The organism is Bradyrhizobium sp. AUGA SZCCT0222, from assembly GCF_018130205.1.
GTDB lineage: Bacteria > Pseudomonadota > Alphaproteobacteria > Rhizobiales > Xanthobacteraceae > Bradyrhizobium.
Window position 1 is genome coordinate 200,616 of record NZ_JAFCLX010000001.1, and the last position, 22,887, is coordinate 223,502.

The window sequence follows — 22,887 nt, forward strand, 5'->3', positions numbered from 1 at the left end:
TAAAAGGGTATCGTCAGGCGGTTGCGCGCGACAAGCCCGCGAAGACGCGGAGCACGTCTGCGCACAGATGATGGAGAACATTATGCCGCTCTGCACAAATCGGCATGTGAGGCTGCCGATCGCTACTTGCGTTGCGGTGCACGCGCGCCATTTGCTTAAGGTTTAGCCGCTAGCTTGGTCGTTTAGTGATATCCACAGCCGGAACGTATGGAAGAAAAGCGAAAATATCCGCGGACCGAGATCGAGGAGCCCGCCTATGTCTCATCGGGCGGCTCCGTGATGCGTTGCGTGGTGAGGAATATTTCGCTCGAGGGTGCGGCGATCGACGTCGAGAACCCAGCATTCGTTCCGCAGCAATTTCGCCTCGTGATGGCGAAGGATTCCTCGATCGTTCATCAGTGCCGGGTCGCCTGGATCAAGAAGAACCGGATCGGCCTGACGTTCATGAATGTCGTACAGGAACCGCCAGAATGAAGTGACGCGTCACTCTATCCTGAGCTTCGCGTCACGTACCACTTTGCCCCATTTTTCCATTTCCAGCTTGATGCGGGCGCCGAACTCCTCCGGCCGGTTCGCGACCGGCTTGAATCCGAGCGCGGTCAGGCGCTCCTTCACGTCTGGCTGCCCGACTGCCTTGGCAATTTCGCGATAGAGCAGGTCGACGATCTCTTTCGGCGTTCCCGCCGGCGCAAGGACGCCTGTTATGGTGTCGGCCTCGTGATCCTTGATGCCTTGTTCGGCAAAGGTCGGCACGTCGGGCAACTGGGTCGCGCGCTCGCTTGCGGCAACGCCGAGCGCGCGCAATTGGCCGGCCTGCACCGCCGAAAGGGCGGGCGGCAGCGCGGTGAAAGCGATCGGCGTGTGCCCGCCGACGGTTGACTGGATCGCAGGCGCTGCGCCGGTAAACGGCACGTGCACCAGGTCGAGGCTGAACGCCAGCCGAAACAGCTCGCCCCCCAGATGCGGCGTCGAACCGACGCCGGGGCCGGCAAAACCGTACTTGCCGGGATTGTCACGGATCAGCTGCACCAATTCCGGAAGCGACTTGGCCGGCACCGACGGGTTGACCACCACCACGTTCGGGGAAACCGCGACCAGCGTCACCGGTGCGAAATCCTTGACCGCGTCGTACGGCACCTTGGCGTAGAGGCTGGGATTGACCACAAAGCCGGTGCTGACGACCATGACAGTGTAACCATCGGGGGTCGCACGGGCGACCTGGCCGGACGCGGTGTTGCCGCCGGCACCGCCGATATTCTCCACAAAGAATTGCTGACCGAGCGCATCGGAGAGCTTTTGCGATACCATCCGCGCGATCACGTCGGTCGGGCCGCCGGCGGGAAACCCGACGACCACGCGCACCGGGCGGTTCGGATAGCCCTGCGCCGAGGCGGTCGGGACGGCCCCCAGCAGCAGCGCGGCAGCGAGCAAGATTTGCAGAACGGCCGCCATGACGCCCCCCCGGATTTTATGTTTGTTGACGCCATCATCAACGACGGCGCAGCGCAGAACAAGGGGAGGCGCGGGGGGCTGGCGCTATTTCTTCAGCAGCGGCTTGATCCGCTCTTCGAGTTCCTCGAACGACATCGAGCCTTTCAGCCGCTCTCCGTTGAGGAAGAAGGTCGGCGTTGAATCGACCTTGAGCGTTTCATGGGCGTATTTCTGATCCGCCGCGAGCTTGTCGAGCATCGCCTGATCCCTCTCGCAAGTCGTCACGTCCTGTTCGCTCATCCCGTTCAGCTTGCCGACGAAGTTCAGCGTTTCCTTGGTCTGCGCGATCAGTCGGCCCTGCAGCTTGAACAGAGTCTCGATGACGCCGAAATATTTTTCCGAATCGTTCCTGGCGATGCAGCGCGCCAGCATCGAGGCCGCCGCAGCCGCGACGTCGAGCGGGAACTCGCGGAACACGAAGCGAACCTTGCCGGTGTCGATATATTTGGAGCGCAGCATCGGAAAGACGTTCTCGCCGAAGGCGGCACAATGCGAGCAACTCATCGACGCGTATTCGGTGATGGTCACCGGCGCCTTCGGCGATCCGATCGCGATGTCCGGCAGCGACACCGGCCTGGCGACAGCCGCCGCCATCGCGCTCTGGGCGACGGCGGGGCCTGCGAAAAACGGCGCGGTGAAAGCGAGCAGGGCGACAAAAGCGATGCAGCGAGGGGCGTTCAACGGGCTATTCCAAATTGATGGGCGGGGAGAGTCTATCCGGTTCTTCCGTGTCTGAAATTATCTATATTCTTCAACAAGCAAAGACGAAAGCCGGATGTGTCACAGCAGCAATCGGTCCGCGTGGAGCCGCGCGCCGTCATGCCCGCCGCCAAAATCCCTGGTCAGCGCTTCGTTCGCCGATGCGTGCAGCAAACGTCCTGACGTTGATGGAGTGGCTGCAGACCTCTCAGGGTTTACTGCTGCGGAGGTTTCGACACGTCCCGGAACTTCCGACCTCACCGGCCTCGCCGAAGCGCCCACGTTGTACCTGACGGGCGGCGCGAACTCGCTGAATGACGTCTTCAACGCCAATCACATCATTGGAAGTGCAACCAATGATGCCCTGACTATCGCAGGGTCGCTCGGTAACGTGAGCGGAAAAACCATTGACCTGGGCGACGGCGACGACACCCTGAACATCAGCACGGTGCATACGCCTATCGGCCTTGTTGGTGTCGAGCATCTCAATGGCAACAGCCAGGACAATTTCTTCACACTCCTGAGCAATGTTTCAGGTCTCGCCGTCGACCTCGGCGCGCCTGCAGAACTTCGGTCCGGATAACGACTTGCTCCAGATCGACACCAATGGTGACGGGACAGCCGATATGGACATCAGCCTGCAGAACGACACGGGCACGCTGACTAGCAGCCACGTCCTGCTGAGCCAAGGGAAGGCGGCGCAACATACGCATCGAGATTTGGAAGCCGCGCACCGAGCGCGGCTTCTTCTGTTTTTGAAATCGGGGCGCCGCCGTCTGCCGTTTTTTTGAGTTGGCGAATCCCGATTTTTCGATGCCGCGCGAGTGTGCGCCGCGTGAGAAATGAGGCGATCTGATCGTGCGCTGAATGAGAACCAACGCCGTTCGAAATCTCACCGCCATCGACATTAACGATCGACAGGTCTGCCTGAACGCCGCCGGGCCGAACATTCCCAAGCATTGAAATCCGCTTGCGGCGCTGTCGCTATAAGCAGCTGATTTGTATCACTAATCCAAAATTCTCTGAGGGCGTTTGGCTCGACCGTCGCAAGTGCGCAGCATGCCGCATCAGTGCGCACTCGTGTCGGGCCTACCACGCATCCGCGCCGAAATTAGCCATCGCTACTCATTCTCCCATCGCCGCTATGTTCGGTGTGGGGAACGCGGTATTGTTGCTGGGTAAAGAGGCTAATTGCTAATTTCCGGTTACCGAATTGCGGCATTGCCTAAAATTTATGTCTGGTGTTTCGGAAGGTTTTTAAATGCGCAAGATTTCGTTGTTCCTGGCATTTTGCGGTATCGCATCTGTCGTAGCCGGCCCGGCGTATGCACAGGGCACGCCCAAGCAGAAGGCAGTGCCGGCGCCAAGGCCAGCAACCCAAGCCGAGGCGACGGTACCAGCAGTGGCGTCGGCCGATGAAAAAGCCGCCAAAGCGATCGATGGATTCCGTTCTTCGAAATTCGGCATGAACGAGGCGGATGTCCGCGCGGCGATCACCAAGGATTTCGGCGTCAAGCCGGATGCGATCAAGTCGCAGGACAATCCGGCCGAACTGACCCGCAGCGTATTGCTGGCCGTTCCGGACCTGCTGCCGAGCGGCGGGATCGCCGAAGTATCCTACGTGTTCGGCTACAAGTCGAAGACGCTCATTCAGGTCGGCACGGTCTGGTCGAAAGGGACGGATCCGGCGATGACGCCGGAGAAGCTGTTCTCGAATGCCAACATTCTCCGCGCCCACTTCCTGGGCGAGGGCTTCAAGCCCGATACCATCGCCGTCAACACGCCCGTCGCCGGCGGCGTCCTGATGTTTCGCGGCAGCGATGCCAAGGATCGATCGGTGATCCTGCTGCTGCAGGGAACGTTCGAGACCAAGGAGAACAACCAGCGGATCCTGACCCCCACCGGCCTGCTGCTGTTCTATGTGGCCGACACCAAGAGCCCCGACGTCTTCAAACTCCCGCCCGGTCAGTTCTGATGTCGTCTCGCTCCGGATCAACCCGACGCATGGCCGCCGGTCGCTCGCTCTTGTCACCAGCGAAGGTGAACTGACATGCGTATGCCGCTCTCAGCCAGAAGCGAGGGTGGTTTGACGTTGCGCAGGTTCTCGCGCCTGCGTTTCGTCTCGTTGATCTGCATTGCGCAGATGACGATCCTGCCGTTGGTCGGCACTGGCCTTCGGGCGCAGACGGCCAACGTGATCATTCCCGACGGTCGCACGGGAACGAGCCTGCAGACATCGGGCAATGTCACCAACATCACCACGACCACGGTATCGGGCGCCAACGCGTTCAACTCGTTTTCGCAGTTCGGCGTCGGGCAGGGCAACACCGTCAACCTGCAGGTGCCCAACGGCAGCCAGAACCTGATCAATATCGTCCGGGACGCGCCGGCTTACGTCAACGGCACGCTCAACTCCTATCAAAACGGCAAGATCGGCGGCAACGTCTACTTCGCCGATCCCTACGGCTTCGTGGTCGGCAAGACCGGCGTCGTCAATGTCGGCAGCCTGAACGTTTCCACGCCGTCGAAGGAATTCACCGACAGCATCATCGGTGCCTCGGGGCAGATCAACAACGCCGCCGTGAGCAGCCTGATGAACGGCTCGTTCCCGATCTCGCCGGACGGCAATATCCGGATTCTCGGCCGCATCAACGCTGCGGACGGTGTCCGGCTTACCGGCCAGAACGTCTTCGTCGGCGGCGGCAGAAGCCAGCGCGAGCGGGTCAACCAGGAACACGCTTCCAAATTCGCGGCCTCGGTCAATTCCAAGGGCCTGCGCAGCGCCAGCGCCATCACCGTCCGCAACGGATCGATCCATATTGGGGCGGTCAACAACGCAACCATCTCCGGACGGCTGACGGCGCGCAGCCGCACCACCACGCCGAGCACGATCACGGTCACCGCCGGAAACAACATCCAACTCGGCAAGACGGCCAGCCTGAGCACTGCCAGCAAGACGGGCGACGCCGGCAACATCACGCTGAAGGCCACCAGCGATCTGACCGTGAAGAGCGGCGCCCGGATCAACGCCAGCTCCGCCACGGGTAACGCGGCTGTTGTCGATCTGAGCGCCAACGGCATTGTCGAAATCGCCAATGGCGTCAAAATCAATGTTGCCGCACCCAACGGCAATGCCGGCAAGCTCATCCTCGATCCGACGGACATCGTTGTCGGCGCGACCGAAGGTGTCGCCGGTGTCAACATGTCGAATGCCACGGTCGCGGCCGCGATCTCTGCGCTCAACGGCACCGGCACGTTCACGCTTCTGGCGAGCAACTCGATCACGATCAATGGAAACGGCGTCGTCGACGGTGGGACCGCGGTCAATGTGACGCTGAATGCGCCGACGCTGAACCTGCTGGCGGGCAGCTATGTCAGGGGCGATACCGTTGCTCTGACTTCGACTACCTCTGGCGGCCAGGTCAACATCAATGCTGCCAGCAATGGTGGCGCTCAGATTTTGACCAATACTGCACTGCAGATTACTGCGTCGCGGGTCGTCCTCTCCAGCGCCGCCAATATGATTGTTGGCAATGGCAGCACAAGCAGCAATACCGGCGCGGCCGGCTTCGTGTCCAATGCCACGATCGCGCGCTACGCCGGAGCGGTAGGGAGCGGCGCCACGCTTTCGCTCAGCGCGGCGTCACAGATTACCGTCGATTCCACCGGCATCGTCGACGGCCGCCGGCTGGCTGGCGCCGTTTCGAATGCCAACTCGGTCGACCAAATCGTATTCACCGCACCGACGATCAACATTGACAGTGGCGGTCAGGTCCTTGTGCAGGCGGTAAACGCCGGCGGCACCAGCTATACTTCCGGCCGGGTCATCATGAATGCCTTCGGCGCCGGTTCAGGTATTAACCTATCCGGTACCGTTAGGGGCGGCTTCCTCGGCTTCAGTACGGATCAGGCCTCGATAACCGTGGGATCGACGGCCGTCCTTGCTGGCGATCCGTCGCGGTACGTCAATTTCAACGGCCCATCGATCAGCGTAAACACCGGCGCGAGCATCAGCGCGGGCACTGTCGGTTTCTTCTTCGCCCAAAGCGCGCTTACCGTTGGCGGCGCTTCGCTGACAGGCGGCAACGTCGCCGCCAACAACGGCCAGTCCGGTCAACTGTCGAACCTGATGGTCGCCAGATACATCGCGGCGGTAAACGGCTCCGGAACCTTGTTGCTGTCGGCCCAGGCCAACACATTGAATCTCAACGCCGATGCGGTGATCAACGCCGGCAGCACGATGAAGGTCGCGTTGCAGGCTCGTACGCTGAACGTCACGTCGGGCGCACAGATTACCGCGGGCGCCGCCGCGTTTGCCTTCGACCAGGACGACGTCATCATCGGCAGCTCGGCCGATCCCAGTGCCGGGAGCGCCGGGTTCGTCAACAACACCCAGATCGCCTCGTTGATGCTGGCGCTGTCCGGAACAAGCGCATTCGAGATTTCGGCAAACAATTCGATCACCCTGAATGCGACCGCCGTCATCGATTCACGTTCCCTGAACGCCTCGCAGAATTCGCAGGCCAACTCGCGGAACGTCACGTTGAGCGCGCCGACGATCACGATGGCCCAGGGATCGAAGATCCTTGCCCAAGCCGTCAATTTCGGCGGCTCCACCTTCACCAGCGGCGCGGTCACGCTCAATGCCAGCGCGAGCGACAACAGGTTGTCGGGTCAGGCGACCGCGGTGACGGGAATTACGATCGACGGCCAGATCACGGGCGGCCATATTACGATCAACGCGACCTCGACCGCCGTATCGAGTTTCACAAGCTCCATCCTGGGGATGTTCGCGCTCGTCGGCGAAAGCGTTGCGCCGGCGTTGCTCGGCCTCAATGGCGGCTACGTCGCGGCGAGTGCGACGGCAACGGTGAACATTAACAGCCACGCCAACATCAACGGCACCGGTCGGGTTTTGATCAGCGCGAACGGCTCAGAGCTGGCGGAGGATCCGGTCCTGGCGGGGCTCGTGAACTTCATGCCGTTCAGCGCGGCGGTGGTCGTCGGCAAGATCGACGCGAACGTTTCAACCAACGTAGCATCCGGCGCGACGATCTCCGCCGGAAGCAACCTGTCGATCCTTGCCACCAACGACGCGACGATGAAGGTGTCTGCCGTCTCGGCCGGTTCGGCGCAGTTCGTGGAGACGGTCGCCTATTCCAAGGTTTCCGTCGCGACCCTGGCCAACGTGGCCACCGGCGCCAACATCAGTGTCGGGACGGTCAACGCGAGCGGCAATACGTTTGCCGTCCGTGCGCTCAACAACAACAGCTTCTCGACGTCGGCGACATCGGTGGCATTGAGCACGCCCAGCGCCAGCGGCGGCGTAGGCGGAGCGCTGGCGATCAGCGATATCACGACCTCGGCTACGGCATTGTTGGGAGCCTCGCTCGGCACCAGCGCCAACCGGCTGAACGGTTCGGTGGTCGTCGAGGCGACATCCAACGGCAAGCTCAACTCCACCATGGCCTCGACCATCGTCGGCACGCCGGCCCTGGTCGGCGCCCTGCAGGAAGCGATTCTTACGACCGTGTCGCCGCAAAGCATGATCTTTGCGATGATGGGCCCGCTGGTCTCGGCGAGCTTCAACTTCAAGTCCGCGGGGGCGATGTCGCTTGCGAACAGCACGCAGAATGCGACGGCCGCGATCAAGCAAAACCCGAGCGGCGGCGCGCCCAGCATTTACACCAATGGTAATGTCGCTGTTGTCAGCAACGTCATCGACGTCGGCGTCCGCAGCAATGCCACCGCCAGCGCGATTACGTCCGATGTGTCGGCCGGCGAGGGCGTCGCGATCAGTGCGGCCGTCGCATGGGGCACCTTCAACCACAATTCCAACGCCTATATCGGTGGCGGTACGCTGATCAACGCGCCGAACATCGGTGTTGCTGCGAACACCTATTTACCGATCACCAACACCTGGTTGCAATGGGCCGGACTCGGCGAGGTGATCAGCCATCTCAACGGCAATCTCGGCGTCGGCGGCAATATCCTGACCAGCTACGCCAATGCGACCTCGGATGCCGGCGATACGGTTGGCATTGCCGGTTCGCTGAACAATTTCATGGTCAACAACAACACGACCGCGTGGGTTGCGACCGGAGCGAGCCTGAACGCGACCTGCACCATCGCGACCTGTGGCAACGGCGCCTGGTCGGCGTCGACCTGGAGCGGCACGCAGGACTTCAACGCGACCCTGGCCATCGCGGCAAACACGTCAACGAGTTCGATCAACGCCGCCGGCAATGTCGGCACGCTGGGCTTCCTCCCGGGCAATACCTCCGGTGGCTCCTCGCTGGGCGGCGCACTCAACCTCGTTCAGTTCTCCAGCAACACCATCGCTGGCGTTGCCTCCGGGGCTTCGCTAAGCGCCTCCGATAACATTTCCATCGATGCGGTCACAACCGACCTGTTCTTCGGTGTGGCGCCGACGTCCGGCAAGGCCGCGGGCGCTCTGTCGCTGAACGGAATCACGTCGATCGCGCTGGTCAACAACAAGACGCACGCATCGATCGGCATCGGCGCCCACGTGTCTTCTCCGACGGTCAACGTCCATGCTGCGCAGGATCTGTCGATGCTGTCGATCGCCGGTGCGGTCTCCCTCGGCGGCGCTTCCGCGGTCGGCATTGCGGTCGCCTATCTCGGCGCCAACACCGATACCGCCGCCTATATCGGCGAGAACCAGAGCGACATCAGGCCAGGCCCCTTCAGCACCAACGATCCGTCCTCGGGCAGTGGCGGTGGCAATGGCACCATCGCTGTTGACCATCTGGCCGTGAGCGCAACGACATCCGGGCGCATGACGGCGGCTTCGATCGCCGCCGCGATCTCCGAACCGTCGGTCTCGGACTTCGCCAACAAGGCCGGAGCCGTCGGTGCCGCCGCGACAGGCGGAGCCGATGGTGTCGGGATCGCAATGGCCAGGATCAGCCAGTCCTCGGGCGCCTCGAGCGATGGCTTCTCCATCGACATCGCGGGCAGTTCGTCGATCAGCGACGTCTCGCTCGGAACGAAAGCATCGATCGCCGGTGTTACGATCAACCGTTTCACGGGGTCGAGCACCGGAGCGAGCACGCTGGTCCAGGCGCTCAACGATACCGTCCTCAACAACGGTTCGGGCTCCGCTGCGGCCAACCTCGCAGGGTCCGCGGCATCGGGAAGCGTTGCGGTCGCCGGCGCCATTGCCGTAGCCATGTCGAACAACGCCACGGTAGCCTATATCGACAACACGACCATCAACAATCACGCGGCGGTGTCGGTTCAGGCGCTGAACGGCGGATCGGAAACAGTCGTCGCCATCGGCATCGCCGCATCTCGGGCCAATTCGGTTGCGATTGCGCTGTCGGTCGGCATCATCACCGACAGCGTCAACGCCTATATCCAGAATTCGACCCTTAACGGCGTCTCCAGCGGCATGTCGCGCGCGGTCGAGGTCGACGCCTATCAGACCAGCAACATCGCGATCGGCGGCGGCTCGCTTTATGTGGCCGGCGGCCAGGGCGGGGTCGGCGCCGGATTTACCTATGCCTCGATCGGCGATCCGACCGGCGGCACGGCGGTCGATGCGCATATTCGCGGGACCTCGATCAACGGTTACGATACGCTTACGGTGCTTGGAGACAACGCCAGCGTGATCGCCGCAGGCGCGGCCTCCGGCGGGGCCGGGGGCAATGGTGCTGCCGGCGCCATCGTCGTCACCGACATTACGACGTCGACGATGGCCTATATCCGCAGCAGTGCCACCGTTAACATCACGGTCACCGGCAACGTCATTGTGACCGCCGATAGCGTTGCCATTGCATCGCTCGACACCGCGCTGTCCAATCTCGTCAAAGCCTCGAACGCCAACCAGCTCGCGTCTGACAATTGCTCGACCACCGGCGGACAGCAAAACTGCGTCGATTTCAGCTACCAGGCGCTGAACGGCGGCACGGCGGGCAGTCCAACTGCACCGGGTGCTGCGATCATCGCGGTCGCGGGCATCATCCAGGCAGGCAAGAACAATGTCGGCGCATCGATGGTGTACGACCACATCGCGACGACGCATTCGGCCTACATCGCAGGTGTCCTGCTGACTTCGACCAACGGCACCGTCTCGGTGACTGCGAGCGACTCCTCGGAGATCCAGTCCGTTGCGATCGGCTTCGGCCTATCCACCGGCCAGTTCTCGGGCGTCGGCGGACTGTCGATCAACTCGATCCAGAATACTGTGACGGCCTCGATCGGCAACGCGCAGTCGACCACCACGAATTCGACGATTACGGCCGCAAACCTCTTTGTGACCGCAAACGACACCTCGAAGATCACCGGGACTGCGGCGGTGGCCGGCGGGTCGACGCAGGGAAGTGCTGCGGGCCTTTCGCTCGTCTACAGCGACATCTCGAACAATCTGAGCGCCGGGATAACCGGCTCCAAGGTGGTTTCGAGCGGTAATGTCGGCGTTTCGACCAAGTCGGACGCCACGATTTCGACGGTTGCGGTGGGTGTCGCCATTTCGTCGCAAATCGGTCTCGCCGGATCGGTTGCCACCAATCTGATGGGCACCAATGTTACTGCCAGCATCACCGGCGGCGCCGACGTCATCGCCGACGGCAGCATCGCCGTGCAAGCGAACAATACCGACAATGCCGCGGTCTTCGCTGGTGCCTTTGCGATCTCCAAGGGGGCTGCCGGCGGCGCGGGCTCGCTCGTCACCAACAAGATCACAGGCAACACGTCAGCCTACATCAGCGGTTCGGCCACCAAGGTCGATGCACGTGGCAACAGTACGCAGACCGCGGGTCCTTTCTCCGTCAACAGCGGCACACTCGCGCACGCGCTCGATCTTGGTGCATTCAGCGCACCGACCGACGACACGCCCGACCTGAGCGAGACGCGTGAAAATGTGAGAGGCCTTTCGGTCAACGCCAGCTCGCATCAGGCGGTCGTCGCCAACGTTGCCAGCCTTGCCGCGAGCTCCGGCGTTTCGATCATGATCAATCCGATCGTCAACGTGATGTCGGGCACGACCAGTGCCTATATCGACAGCGCCAGCATCGACACGCGGCTGACCAGTTCCACCCTGACGCCGCAGATCAATGTCGCCGCCAGCAGCATTTCCTACTCCGGCACGTTCGGCCTCGGTATCGTGGCGCCGACCGGCACTGCCGGCGGCGGCGCGACCATCATCAGCACGACGATGTCGCGCGAAACGTTCGCCTATATCACCAACGCCGCAGTCGGCGGCACCGTCAACGTTGGCGGCGTGATCTCCCCGACGGTCGGTGCGGTCACGGTCAAGGCCAATGCCGAGCAGCATGCGTCATCGGTCGCGGTCGGCTTCAACAGCGGTTCGGTCGGGCTCAACGTCTTCAATGCCACCACGCAAGCCTATGTCGATGGCGGCTCCCTGACCGCCTCGTCGCTGTCCGTCAAGGCCAAGAACAGCACGGGTATCGCTTCCGCCAACGGCTCCGGCGCGTACGGCAGCAATGTGGCGATCGGCGCCGCCTTCCTGGTCCAGGTCAGTTCGAACAAAACCCTGGCTTACGTCGGCGACGAATTTCACTATCGAGGTAACAGCGCGGCCCATACCACGGCCTTGCAATTGAGCGGTGCACTCGATGTCGACGCAAGAACGATCAACGATTTCCAGGCGTTTTCAGTCGGCGGCGCGATCTCAACCGGCGGCGGGGCTGTCGCCGGCATGGCCAACATCGAGATCGCCAACAACACCACGATCGCCGGTATCTACGACACCACGCTGACGTCGCCGACCGGCACCGCTGCGGGCGCGGTCACCGTGAATGCCAACGAGGAAGTCTACATCCGGGAGATCGCGGGTGCGCTGTCGGTTGCGACCGGCGGGGTAGGCGTCGGCGCCGCCGCCAACGTGCTGGTGTTCAAGAGCCAGACTACCGCGGAGACCCGCAACAGCAACCTGAACTCTTCAGGGGCGATCAACGTCAATGCCCAGAGCATCAAGGAAGTGCAGTCCTATGCCGTGACCGTGGGCGCCGGCAGTTCGGTCGGCATCGGCGCGGCGATTGGCGTCATCCTGATCGGCACCAACACGGCGGATGCCGACACGCAGGGCGACCAGACCGGACAGTTCGGCGGCACCATCACCGCCGCCAATGCCGGAACCAATTCCAGCCAGGGCAGCGGCGCGGTCGCGAGCGGTACGGCCGGCAATCCGAGCGGTGCCAACGCCACCTCGACCTATGACGTCAGCACCGTGCTGACCGGCGGCAACGACAGCGTCACGGCACAGATCGCGGGCGGCAACGTCACCGGCACCCAGGTCAACGTCAGCGCCACCAGCGCCAATGCCGCGCAGCAATTCCTGCTCGGCGCCGGTTTCGGCAAGAATGTCGGCATCGGCGCCGGCATCGGCTACACCACCGTCAACAGCAGCGTTCTCGCCAATCTGAGCGCCATCGTCTCGGCTCCCACGGTCAGCGTCGCCGCTGTCGTGAAGGATGCCACCACCGGGCCTTACGCCGGCAAGACCGTGGACACCGAATCCATTGCCGGCGGCCTGTCGCTGTATTTCGGCGCCCAGGCGGCCGTGGCGGTCGGCAATGTCAGCAATACCGTGACGGCGCAGCTCGGCGGCACGGTGACGGGAACGGGCGGCAACGGCGTCCAGGTGACCGCGCGGGACACCTCGACCCAGGCGGCAACGGCCGGGGGCGGCAGCGGCGGCATCGCGGCGATCGGCGTTACGATCGCCACCACCGCAAAATCCAGTTCGGTCGCCGCCAAGATCCTCGATAACGCCAGCGTCAGCAGTTCGACGGTTGCTGTCACGGCGTCCGAAGCCGGCGAATTGTCGGCGTCGGCGACGGCGGTTGCCGGCGGCATCGTCTCCGGCACCGGCGCGGCCGCGACCGCGAAGGAAGACTCCACGGTGCTGGCGGAGATCGGCAGCAGTGCCGCGATCACCACCTCCTCGACTGGTCTCGGCACCCTGGTATCGGCTTCGGCGACCCCGGACGTCTCGGCGACTTCGCTGGGTGTCGCAGTCGGCGGCGGTGCGATTGGCGTCTCCGTGGCGCTGGCAAGTTCGTCGCTCAACGTCACCTCCCGCGTCGGCAACAGTACTACTTTCTCCGGAGGCGACGTTTCCGTCACCGCCATGGCGCTGGCGCCGAGCAGCGGCAACGGCATCTACGCCCGTGCGATCGCGGGCGGCGGTGGATCGCTGATCGGCGTTCAGGGCAGCTACGCCGAAACCAGGGAAAACTCGACGGTTAGCGCCTATGGCGGGACAGGGATTACCCTGCCGGACGGCGACTTCATCATCGCCGCCCAAAACGACAGCAACCAGTACGCGACGGCGACGGGTATCGCGGCCGGCTATGTCGCCGCGGGCGCGACCATCAGCAAGGTCACATCCAACGCCACCACGGACGCCTATCTCGGAGCGGGGGCGATCACCACCGCAAACCACATCGGGATCCTGCAGATCACCGCGGTCGGCACCGACAGCCTTGCGTCCAGCGCAACGGCCGGCTCGGGCGGTACCATCGCCGGCGCCGCGGCAGTCGCGTTGATCAACGACACCGCGACGACGAGCGCGAACCTTTACGGAAACGCAACGTCCAATACGCTTTACCTCGGCGGACTGAACATCCAGGCCCAGCACCAGACAAACTATGCCGGCAACGGGGACGCCTTCCAGGCGTCCTTTGCCGGCGCCAGCGGCGGTAACGCGACCAACAATATCACCTCGACCACGACGGCCGGCGTCGGAACCAACCTGATCATCCATTCCGCCGGCGGCGACATGCTCGTGATCTCCAACGACATCGTCAATCAGGTCGGTGGCGGAGCGCGGGCAGGGTCGGGCGGCGTGGCCGCGGGCGCCGCGACGGTGAGTGACGCCCATGTTACCCAGAGGTCGACCACGAATATCGGCAGCGGCACGATCCTCAGCCTGAACGACGATCCTCTGACGTCAACCGCCAAGGTCAACATCGAGGCCTACAACTCGCTGCGCACCGTCGACAGCGTCAGCCTGACCGCGGGCGGCCTGTTTGCCGGCGGCGGCGCGCGGTCCAACATGACGGCGAACGCCTATGCCACGGTGAACATTGACGCGACCGAGATCTTCAGCGCCGGCAATCTCTTTATCGGCACCGCGTCCTCGCTGATCGCGTATAACTACGCCAACGCGAACCTCTACGGCGCCATCACCGGCGCTGGCGCCAGCACGAATACCTCGCTGACCGCGAACCAGGCCATCAACGTCAGCGGCGATACGACGCTCCTGGCCTGGGGCCTGCTCAATCTCACCGCCGGCCAGGCCGGCGACGGCAGCAAGTACAGCCAGGTGAGCGCCAACGCGACCACGGTGGTCTACAATCAGGCCCTGGTCCCGATTACCGCCGTGTACAGCGGCACGGCGACGGCGCGCAGCTATACCGACCTGAATATCGCCGGCGGCGCGCAGGTGCTTGGCGTGAACAACGTCTCGCTCGCAGCGACCAAAGGCGCCGTATCGGCGAACGGCAGGGGCACCAATTACAATCCATACCTGACGCTGTTCAGCACCGAGAACCACGACAACCACAGCGATGCGACCCAGGTTCGCGGCAACATCTCGCAGAACGGCGTCGTGGTGGCCGGCATCTACAATCAGCAATCGATCCTCATTGCGGTCGGCGCCAACGTGCCAACGCTAACGACGACCAGCCCGTACGCGCTGACCCTCGAACTGGTCTCCGATCCCAATAATTTCAGCACGGTCAAGAAGTACAATCACCAGACCATCCAGTACGCGGTCGTCAACGGGTTCAATCCCTATCAGACGATCGTCTCGCAGATCGCCACATTGAGCGGGTTGTCGACGGCGGATGTGCAGACGGTGTTGTCGGGCGCCAATCCCACCATCACGATCGCCGCCGCCAATGATCCGACCGGAGATATACAGCGTCAGGTCAACACGCTGATCCAGCAGGCGCCGTTCGCCGCCAATGTCGCCGGCGCGTCGATCGCGCTTGGTGATATCATGGTCTCGGGCGGCAACGTCTCGATCCTGGCCGATACGATGAGCGGCACGCAGGTGGCCGGCAAGGCCGCACCGCGAGTCTCGTCCCGCGACTCCGTCTCGATCAACATCGAGAACCAGGGCCTGAACTTCATGTCGGTGTCGAGGATGACGGTGACCGGCGTCAGCGGCGGCCACAATATCTTTACGGGTGCGGCGACCGACACCACGTCGCCCGGCATCACATTCCAGCAGGATCTGACTGGCTCGACGCCGGTCGTCACGGTAAACGCCAGCTATAACCGCAAGGACCCGAACACCGGCCTCGGCGTCGATCTGAACGGGATCCCGCTGACCAAGACCCCCGACATCTACTTCAACGGTGAGGTCACCAACCTCAACGGCCTGCTCAACATCTCCAACGCGCTCGGCAACGTGGTCGCGTCGAAGACCTACAACGCGGCGACGATCCAGGTGCAGGTCCCGAACGGCACCTTCACGTTCAATGGCGGGGTCGGCAGCATCTACAACACCAACGGCATCGTGTCGTCGCAGTGGGCGGGTGTCCAGTTCAGGCCCACTGAGACGCTTACCGCCGTCATGACGGCGGCGACGTGGCTCGGAACGTACGGCCAATACGTTCCCGGTGAGGTCTATATTGCCGGCAACGGCACCTACAAACCGTATACCCATTATTGCTGCAACGGCGGCAGCGGCAGCGCGGCTGCTGTACCGAACAGCGTGGTGTTCACCGCGCGCATGCTCAACCTGTTTTATGACGGCGTTTCGCTTTACTCGGCGATCTTTCTGCCGTCAGGCGAGGGCATTCCTGGAAACCTCGCTCAGATCGAGGGAGCCAATCCTGCCATCGTCTCGACCAGGCCTTGGGAGAAGAGCACCTATGACGGTCAGACGGTGTATGGTGACAATGGGAGCCCGTTCCATTGCTCGGGCTGCGCAGCCTTCTTCCAGGTCATCAACATCCAGTCCGCGGCGGTGACGCCAGTAACCGCTGCGACGACCCTCACGGCGGCGGCGCCCAACGCGTTTGCCATCGGCAAAGCGATCATCCTGTCGGCGTCGGTGCTCAACGTCAACGGAACCATCCAGAGCGGACAGAGCAGCAACTATTCGGTCAATATCGGCACCAACGCCAGGAACGTCATTGACAGCCTGCGCGCCGACACGCTGGCAAACCTGTCGCTCGCCCAGGCCCAGAGCAATGCCCAGAACGGCAATTATCTCGACCTGACCCCGTATCTGACCAAGGTCAACGGCGGCGACGTGCAGGTTGGCGCGCGGTACAACGTGCTGACTGACCAGATCGTGCTGAACAGCGTGGTGCAGGGTACCGGCGGCTATGTCTACCTGAACGGCCGCATCATCAGCACGTCCACGAGCGGCACATCGCAGGGCAACATCGTCGTCAATGGCGGCGCTGGCACGATTACCGTCAACAACACGACCGGAACGACGCTTGTCACCAACACGATCAACACCGGCGTGAGCGCGGCGAGCGTCATCCAGATCGTCGACCAGCTCAAGCAGCAGACGACCTGGTATGTCTACAATGCGGCGGCACCAGGCGGACAGCAGGTCAGCACCTACCGGACCGCAGGCGTCAATGCGAGCGGTTACAATTCGGGGATGCTGGTCGGACTCAGCGGAACCTCGGGCGTGGTCTACCAGCCGCTGGCCAACCAATATTATCAATGGGTCGACACCGCGACGCTGACGCGTCCCGTCACCAGCACTGCCGCCGACTATGGTTGGACCTTCAGCGGCGTCTCGGCCAACTCGCCGACCTATCCCTACACACAGACCACGAGCCTCGTCTCGAACGTGATGCAGGTCGTCAACGGCGTTACCACCAATCAGTTGCAGACCGCCAACTTCCAGGAAGTCGTCACGGCGACCGGCGGTTACCACTCAAACAACTTCAACACCAGCAGTGGTGCATGCTGTGGCAGTATCAAACAGTACAATTGGTACCAGATGATCTACGACAGCCTGACCTTGAAGCTGACAAACACCGTCAAGGCGTCCTACGACATCGGCATTCACTTCAACGGCGGCGGAGCCAGCTCGGTGGCGGTGACATCCGACGCCAGCATCGTCATCAACGGGCCGATCAACAATCTGCAGGGCGCAACGACCGTCACCGCGACGGGCGCCAATTCGTCCATTACGGTCGGTGCGACCGCCAATAATCCGCTGATTTCCGGCACCAACGTCACGCTCACCGCAGATGGTGGTATCGGCTCGCTCGCGGGGACGAAGACGCCGGTGCCGGTTCAGGTCTATGGCGGCAGGCTGAACGCAACATCGATCGACCGTGACATCGCCATTGCCGCGCAGGGATCGCTGGTGATCGGTCAGGTGAAGGTCAATTCGGCGACCCCGGGCAGCGCACCGCAAGGAAACATATTCCTGTCGGCGACCGGCGACATCAATTCGGGTTCGCCCTACAATTTCGCCAACCCGGTCGTGGTCGGCAAGTCGATCGAGATCAATTCGACGGGCGGCGCAATCGGCGCGATTTCAAGCGTCAGCAACGGTGCGACGGTTCTCACCAACGTCAACCCGCTCGTGGTCCAGGCCACCGGAACGACCCTGGTCAACGGCAGTGTCGACGGCGGGGTTCTCGACAGCACGTCCTCGACCGGTACCTATATCGTGCAATCGAGTGGCGATCTCAGGCTCGGCAAGGTTTCCTCCGGAGGTGCGGTCTTCCTGGCGGCCGCCGCGTCCGATGGGCAAACCGCCAATATCCTCAACGGCCTGTCGGCCGGCGGATTGACCGCCGAGCAGAGCGCGCACCTGCAGAGTGTCTGGACGGATCTGAACCTGGTGAGCGGCTCCGCTGCGGCCTCCGTCACCGCCTACGAGTCGATGATCAAGGCGGCCTACAACGACTATTGGCAGCTGCGCAATCTGGCCTTCGCCGACGGCAATACCTACGCGCTCACTTCGCTTGGCACCACCGTGCTCAAGGCCCAGGTCGCGGCCAAGCTCGGGATCGATCCTGCTGATGTCTCGACCACCCAGATGATGACCGAGGCGACGACGCGCTTCGAGAGGGCCGAGTATCTGCTCGGCATCAAGACAGCGGCCCAGCTCTCGAATTCGCTCACGACGCTGTTCGGCGCCAACCTTGCATCGAATGCAACCCTGCAGGCCGCGCCGGATCTGACCGTGTCGCTTACGGCGTACAATCCGAACTTCAGCTATTCGCTGTCGACCAGTTCGACGCTTTACGCGACGATCACATCGGGTTCGCAGTGGACGCAGGACCAGCTCAAATACACCGTGAGCGCCGCCGCCAATCCGGCCACCGCAGTGGCGCCGGCGCCGATCGGCGAACTCACGCCCGCGAACGTCAGCGGCCGGCAGGTCATGCTGTACGCGCCAAACGGTTCGGTCGGCAACCTGGCCAGACCCGAGGACTTCTCCTTCACCAGCAGCACGGGTTCCTCGACCTTGTCGGACGTACAGAAGGCGCTTTTGGCGTCGGCCGGTCCGTCACAACTGACGGTGACGCCGACGACCGACCAGGCTACCGGTGTCATCACGTATAATGTGAGCGTGTCGCAGCAGAGCTACGTTGTTCTGAATCCGATCGATGCCGTTGCCGCCAAGGTGCAGAGCGACATCTATCTGGCCAGCAAGTCCGACCTGAAGCTGGGTGGCATTGCCAACGCAACGTTCGGTCCGATTACGGCGGCACGGACCAACGGCGTGCAGATCGTGGGTGTCGGCGACGTCAAGCTCGACGCCGTCGGCAACATTTTCGCGGGCATTGCCAATCAGCCGGTAATCTCCGGTAACATCAGGGATCTCACCCTGATCTCGGAAACCGGCAACATCGGCCAGGCGCCGGCGGCCGGAAGCAACCCGGCGAACAATCCGAACGCCCTTCAGATCGCTTTCGACAACCCGTCGACCAATCAGCTCGACCAGGTCGTGGCGGCGCAGGGCGGCATCTATCTGAAACAGACCACCGGCGATCTCGTCCTCGGCAACGTCACTGCCGCTGGTGCGATCCAGTTCGCGGCGACCGGCAGCATTTACGCCCAGCCGCAATTTACCGACCGTACCGCAGTCCATATTGCGGGCGGGTCGCTGGACGTGCGCGCCGGCGGCAATGTCGGCTTCAACGGCGCCACGGCCCAGCCGCTCCAGGTCAAGATATCGGGTGCGATCACCGGCACGTCGGTCGGCGCCATGACGATCCTGGCCCCGTCGGACAACCTGAATATCGGCACGACCGGAACCTACGGCGGGCTTTCCGCCGGCGGCGCGATGACGCTGAGGACGCCGGTTGGCGCGCTCAATATCAATGCCGACGTCACCAGCGACGGGTTGATGCAACTGCTCGCCAATGGCGCAGTCACGTTCTCGGCCGGCACCAGCGCCGATCCGATCGTCGCCGAGAGCACCAACGGTGCGGTGACGCTGGCCTCGGCGTCACTCACCATGGGCGCCTATACCGCTATCAACGCCGCGGGCGTGATCACCGTGGCGACCACCGGGGATGCCACGCTCGGCCAGCTCAACTCGTCGGCATCCTTTGCTGCGGCCGGCAATGCGGCTTCCATCGTGATTTCGGCCGGCGGCGTCTCCGCGGGTGCGATCCTGAGCAATGCCGACGGCCAGACCAACCTGGTGGCTTCAGGCGCTAATGCACGGGTCGCGCTCAACGCCAGCAGCATCGGGACATCGACGCAGCGGATCACCCTGAACGCGCCATACCTGGCCGCCACAGCGACAGATGGCGGCATCTATATCGGCGCGCTGGCTGACCTCGAAGCGAGCCTGCTGTCGGCCGTCAAGGGCAGCGTGGACGTGCAGGGCAGCGGCAGCCTGACGCTCAACAATGTTCTGGCCGGCACGGCGACCGGCGCCAACGGCACCTTCACCGCGCGGGCAACCACCAGCGGCAGCAACATCGTCGTCGGGTCAGCCGCCAGCAGCGGCAGCCAGACGCTTCATGCCGACGGCAACGTGACCTTCAACCAGCTCAGTGCGACGGGTGTCGGCAGCGATCCCGGCGATATCACCGTCAACGCCGATCACGGTTTCGTCCTGGCGCAGACGGTCGTTAACGGCGGCGTCACGACGCCGGGTTCGGTCGTAGCCAACGGCTCGGCCTCGCTGACGGCCGCCACGACCATCACCGGCATGACGCTGGCGGCCACGACCGGTTCGGCCTCGCTCCAGGCCGCCGGCCTGATCGACTGGACCACGCTGACCGCGGGCACCACGCTGGGCATGACGTCAACGGCCGGCAGCATCACGCTCAAGACCGCGCAGAGCGGCGGCAGCCAGATCCTGCATGCCAGCCAGAACATCACGTTCAACCAACTGGCCACCACCGGCATCACCGGCGACGTCGGAAACATCAACATCAACGCCGACAACGGCTTCATCCTGGCGGAGACGGTGGTTGCCGGTGGCGTCACGACGCCGGGTTCCGTCGCAGCCAACGGCTCGGCCTCGCTGACGGCCGCGACAATCATCACCGGCACGACGCTGGCGGCGACGACCGGTTCGGCCTCGCTCCAGGCCACCGGCCTTATCGACTGGGCCACGCTGACCGCCGGTACCACGCTGGGAATCAATTCGACCGGAAGCAGCATCACGCTCAAGACCGCGCGGAGCGGCGGCAGCCAGACGCTGCACGCCAACCAGAACGTGACGTTCAACCAACTGGCCGCCAACGGCATCAGCGGCGATGCCGGAAACATCAACGTCAATGCCGACAACGGCTTCATCCTGGCAGAGACTGTCGTTGCCGGCGGTGTCACGACACCGGGCTCGGTCGCCGCCAATGGCTCGGCTTCCCTGACCGCAGCCACGACCATTGCCGGCACGTCGCTGACGGCCACCACCGGTTCGGCTTCGCTCCTGGCCGCCGGGCTGATCGACTGGACCGCACTGACTGCAGGGACGACGCTGGGGATCAATTCGACCGGAAGCAGCATCACGCTCAAGACCGCGCAGAGCGGCGGCAGCCAGACGCTGCACGCCAACCAGAATGTCACGTTCAATCAGCTGGCCGCCAACGGCATCACCGGCGACGTCGGAAACATCAACGTCAACGCCGCCAATGGTTTCATCCTGGCGGAGACGGTGGTTACCGGCGGCGTCACGACGCCGGGTTCGGTCACCGCCAATGGCTCGGCTTCGCTGACGGCAGCCACGACCATCACCGGCACGGCGCTGGCCGCTACCACCGGTTCGGCCTCGCTCCAGGCCGCCGGCCTGATCGACTGGACCGCGCTGACGGCAGGTACGACGCTGGGGGTCAATTCGACCGGCAGCAGCATCGCGCTCAAGACCGCGCAGAGCGGCGGCACGCAAACCCTGCATGCCAGGCAGAACGTGACGTTCGACCAGCTCACGACCAGCGGCATCACGGGCGACGCAGGTAACGTCAACATCAACGCCGATACCGGCAAACTCGCCGGCGGCTCGATCAATGCCCATGGTTCCGCCAGGCTGATCGCGGCGACCACCAATACCGGCGTCAACCTCACCACCGTCACCGGCGGCGCGTTGCTGCAGGGAACGCTGATCGACTGGGCCAACCTCCAGGTGGCCGGCGCACTCGGTATTACGGCGACGACGGGCGGGATCACCCTCGGGACGGCGATCAGCGGCGGCACCCAGACCTTGCAGGCACATGGCGACATCGTATTCAAGCAGCTGACCGCCAACGGCATCCCCGGCGATGCCGGTGACGTCAATCTGCGCTCCGACTTCGGCTCAATCCTGGGCGGATCGGTCTATGCCAATGGCGACACCCATTTCGATACGGCGGGTTCGATCAGCCTCGATCAGATCAGGGGCAATACGGTCGCGCTGTCCGCTCCCGGCGACCTCACCATCAAATGGGTTGGCGTCGTCAAGCAGCTGGATCTCGCCGCCAACACCATCAACGTCGTCGGCGGGCAAATTCCATCGACGCCGTCGATCCCGCTGATCATGAACGTCACCGGTTACAAGGGCGGTGTCGCGACCTCGGCCAATCTCAACATCGATCCGGATACGATCATCGTGAACCAGTTCAGGGTCGTTGACGCGAACTTCGTCACCGACGCGCCGAACGTCACGATCGTTAACGGCTTCGTGCCCGGACAGCTGATGCTGACGACGCTGACCCAACGGATATTGCTGGATAACCGTTCGCCGTCGCCGTCGAACTGGGCGACGCTGCAGCTCTACCAGCCGAGCGGCGTGTTCACGATGAGCCACAACGGCAACGCCAACGTCACCGACAGCTACGTCGTCCTCTACAATGGCGACATCTCGGCGACCGTGACCAACTACGTGGGATCTCACACCTGCTGCAGCAACTTCACGGGCTCGATGGCGATCCGCAACATCGCGAACGACACCGAGGGCACGGAAACGCTCACCACCTGGCTGGCGCAAAAGAGCGGAGCCGAAACGTTCTATCTGCTTGGTCTTGCCGGAAACGCGCGACTGGAGGCGCTGCTCACCCCGAAGCCGGTTGAGGTGATCGGATCGGGACCGGCCGTGAATATTGAGGGGCTTACGGAAGCCAGGAAGCTTCGGCAGCTCCATCGTGAAGGCCGCAAGAATAGCCGTCCGGGCTGGAACAGCACCGGGCTTGATGGACGCGCAAAAGGGAATGCTAATCGGTTCGCGGATGCCAGGGAGAATGGCAATCCGGTAGTTCAGTTCTAAGGCGACAGGTT

7 protein-coding genes are annotated in these 22,887 nt (G+C 63.1%); 5 read left to right on the forward strand and 2 right to left on the reverse strand.

Going from position 1 to position 22,887, the window contains the following annotated elements:
- Positions 1 to 207: 207 nt before the first annotated feature.
- A complete protein-coding gene (locus tag JQ629_RS00975) occupies positions 208 to 474 on the forward strand; it encodes a PilZ domain-containing protein (protein WP_212410500.1) in 267 nt (88 codons plus the stop codon).
- Between the two features lie 9 nt (positions 475 to 483).
- On the opposite strand, the gene JQ629_RS00980 is transcribed toward JQ629_RS00975, so the two are convergent.
- Both JQ629_RS00980 and JQ629_RS00985 read right to left on the reverse strand, forming a co-directional pair.
- On the reverse strand, positions 484 to 1,452 hold the full coding sequence (locus tag JQ629_RS00980; protein WP_212410502.1) for a Bug family tripartite tricarboxylate transporter substrate binding protein: 969 nt from the start codon (positions 1,450 to 1,452) through the stop codon (positions 484 to 486).
- An 84-nt stretch (positions 1,453 to 1,536) separates the two neighbouring features.
- A complete protein-coding gene (locus JQ629_RS00985; RefSeq protein WP_502752135.1) occupies positions 1,537 to 2,172 on the reverse strand; it encodes a DsbA family protein in 636 nt (211 codons plus the stop codon).
- A gap of 211 nt (positions 2,173 to 2,383) precedes the next feature.
- Between JQ629_RS00985 and JQ629_RS00990 the strand changes: the two genes are divergently transcribed.
- From JQ629_RS00990 to JQ629_RS01005, 4 genes are all read left to right on the forward strand, one after another.
- Positions 2,384 to 2,773, forward strand: a complete 390-nt coding sequence (locus JQ629_RS00990) for a hypothetical protein (protein WP_212410504.1) — start codon at positions 2,384 to 2,386, stop codon at positions 2,771 to 2,773.
- A 4-nt stretch (positions 2,774 to 2,777) separates the two neighbouring features.
- Positions 2,778 to 2,981: a hypothetical protein gene (locus JQ629_RS00995; RefSeq protein WP_212410506.1), complete on the forward strand. Its 204-nt coding sequence runs from the start codon at positions 2,778 to 2,780 to the stop codon at positions 2,979 to 2,981.
- 470 nt (positions 2,982 to 3,451) lie between these two features.
- Positions 3,452 to 4,165 (forward strand): hypothetical protein, encoded by a 714-nt coding sequence (locus tag JQ629_RS01000; protein ID WP_212410508.1) that lies wholly within the window; start codon positions 3,452 to 3,454, stop codon positions 4,163 to 4,165.
- A gap of 75 nt (positions 4,166 to 4,240) precedes the next feature.
- Positions 4,241 to 22,876 (forward strand): leukotoxin LktA family filamentous adhesin, encoded by an 18,636-nt coding sequence (locus JQ629_RS01005; RefSeq protein WP_212410510.1) that lies wholly within the window; start codon positions 4,241 to 4,243, stop codon positions 22,874 to 22,876.
- The last annotated feature ends 11 nt before the right edge of the window (positions 22,877 to 22,887 follow it).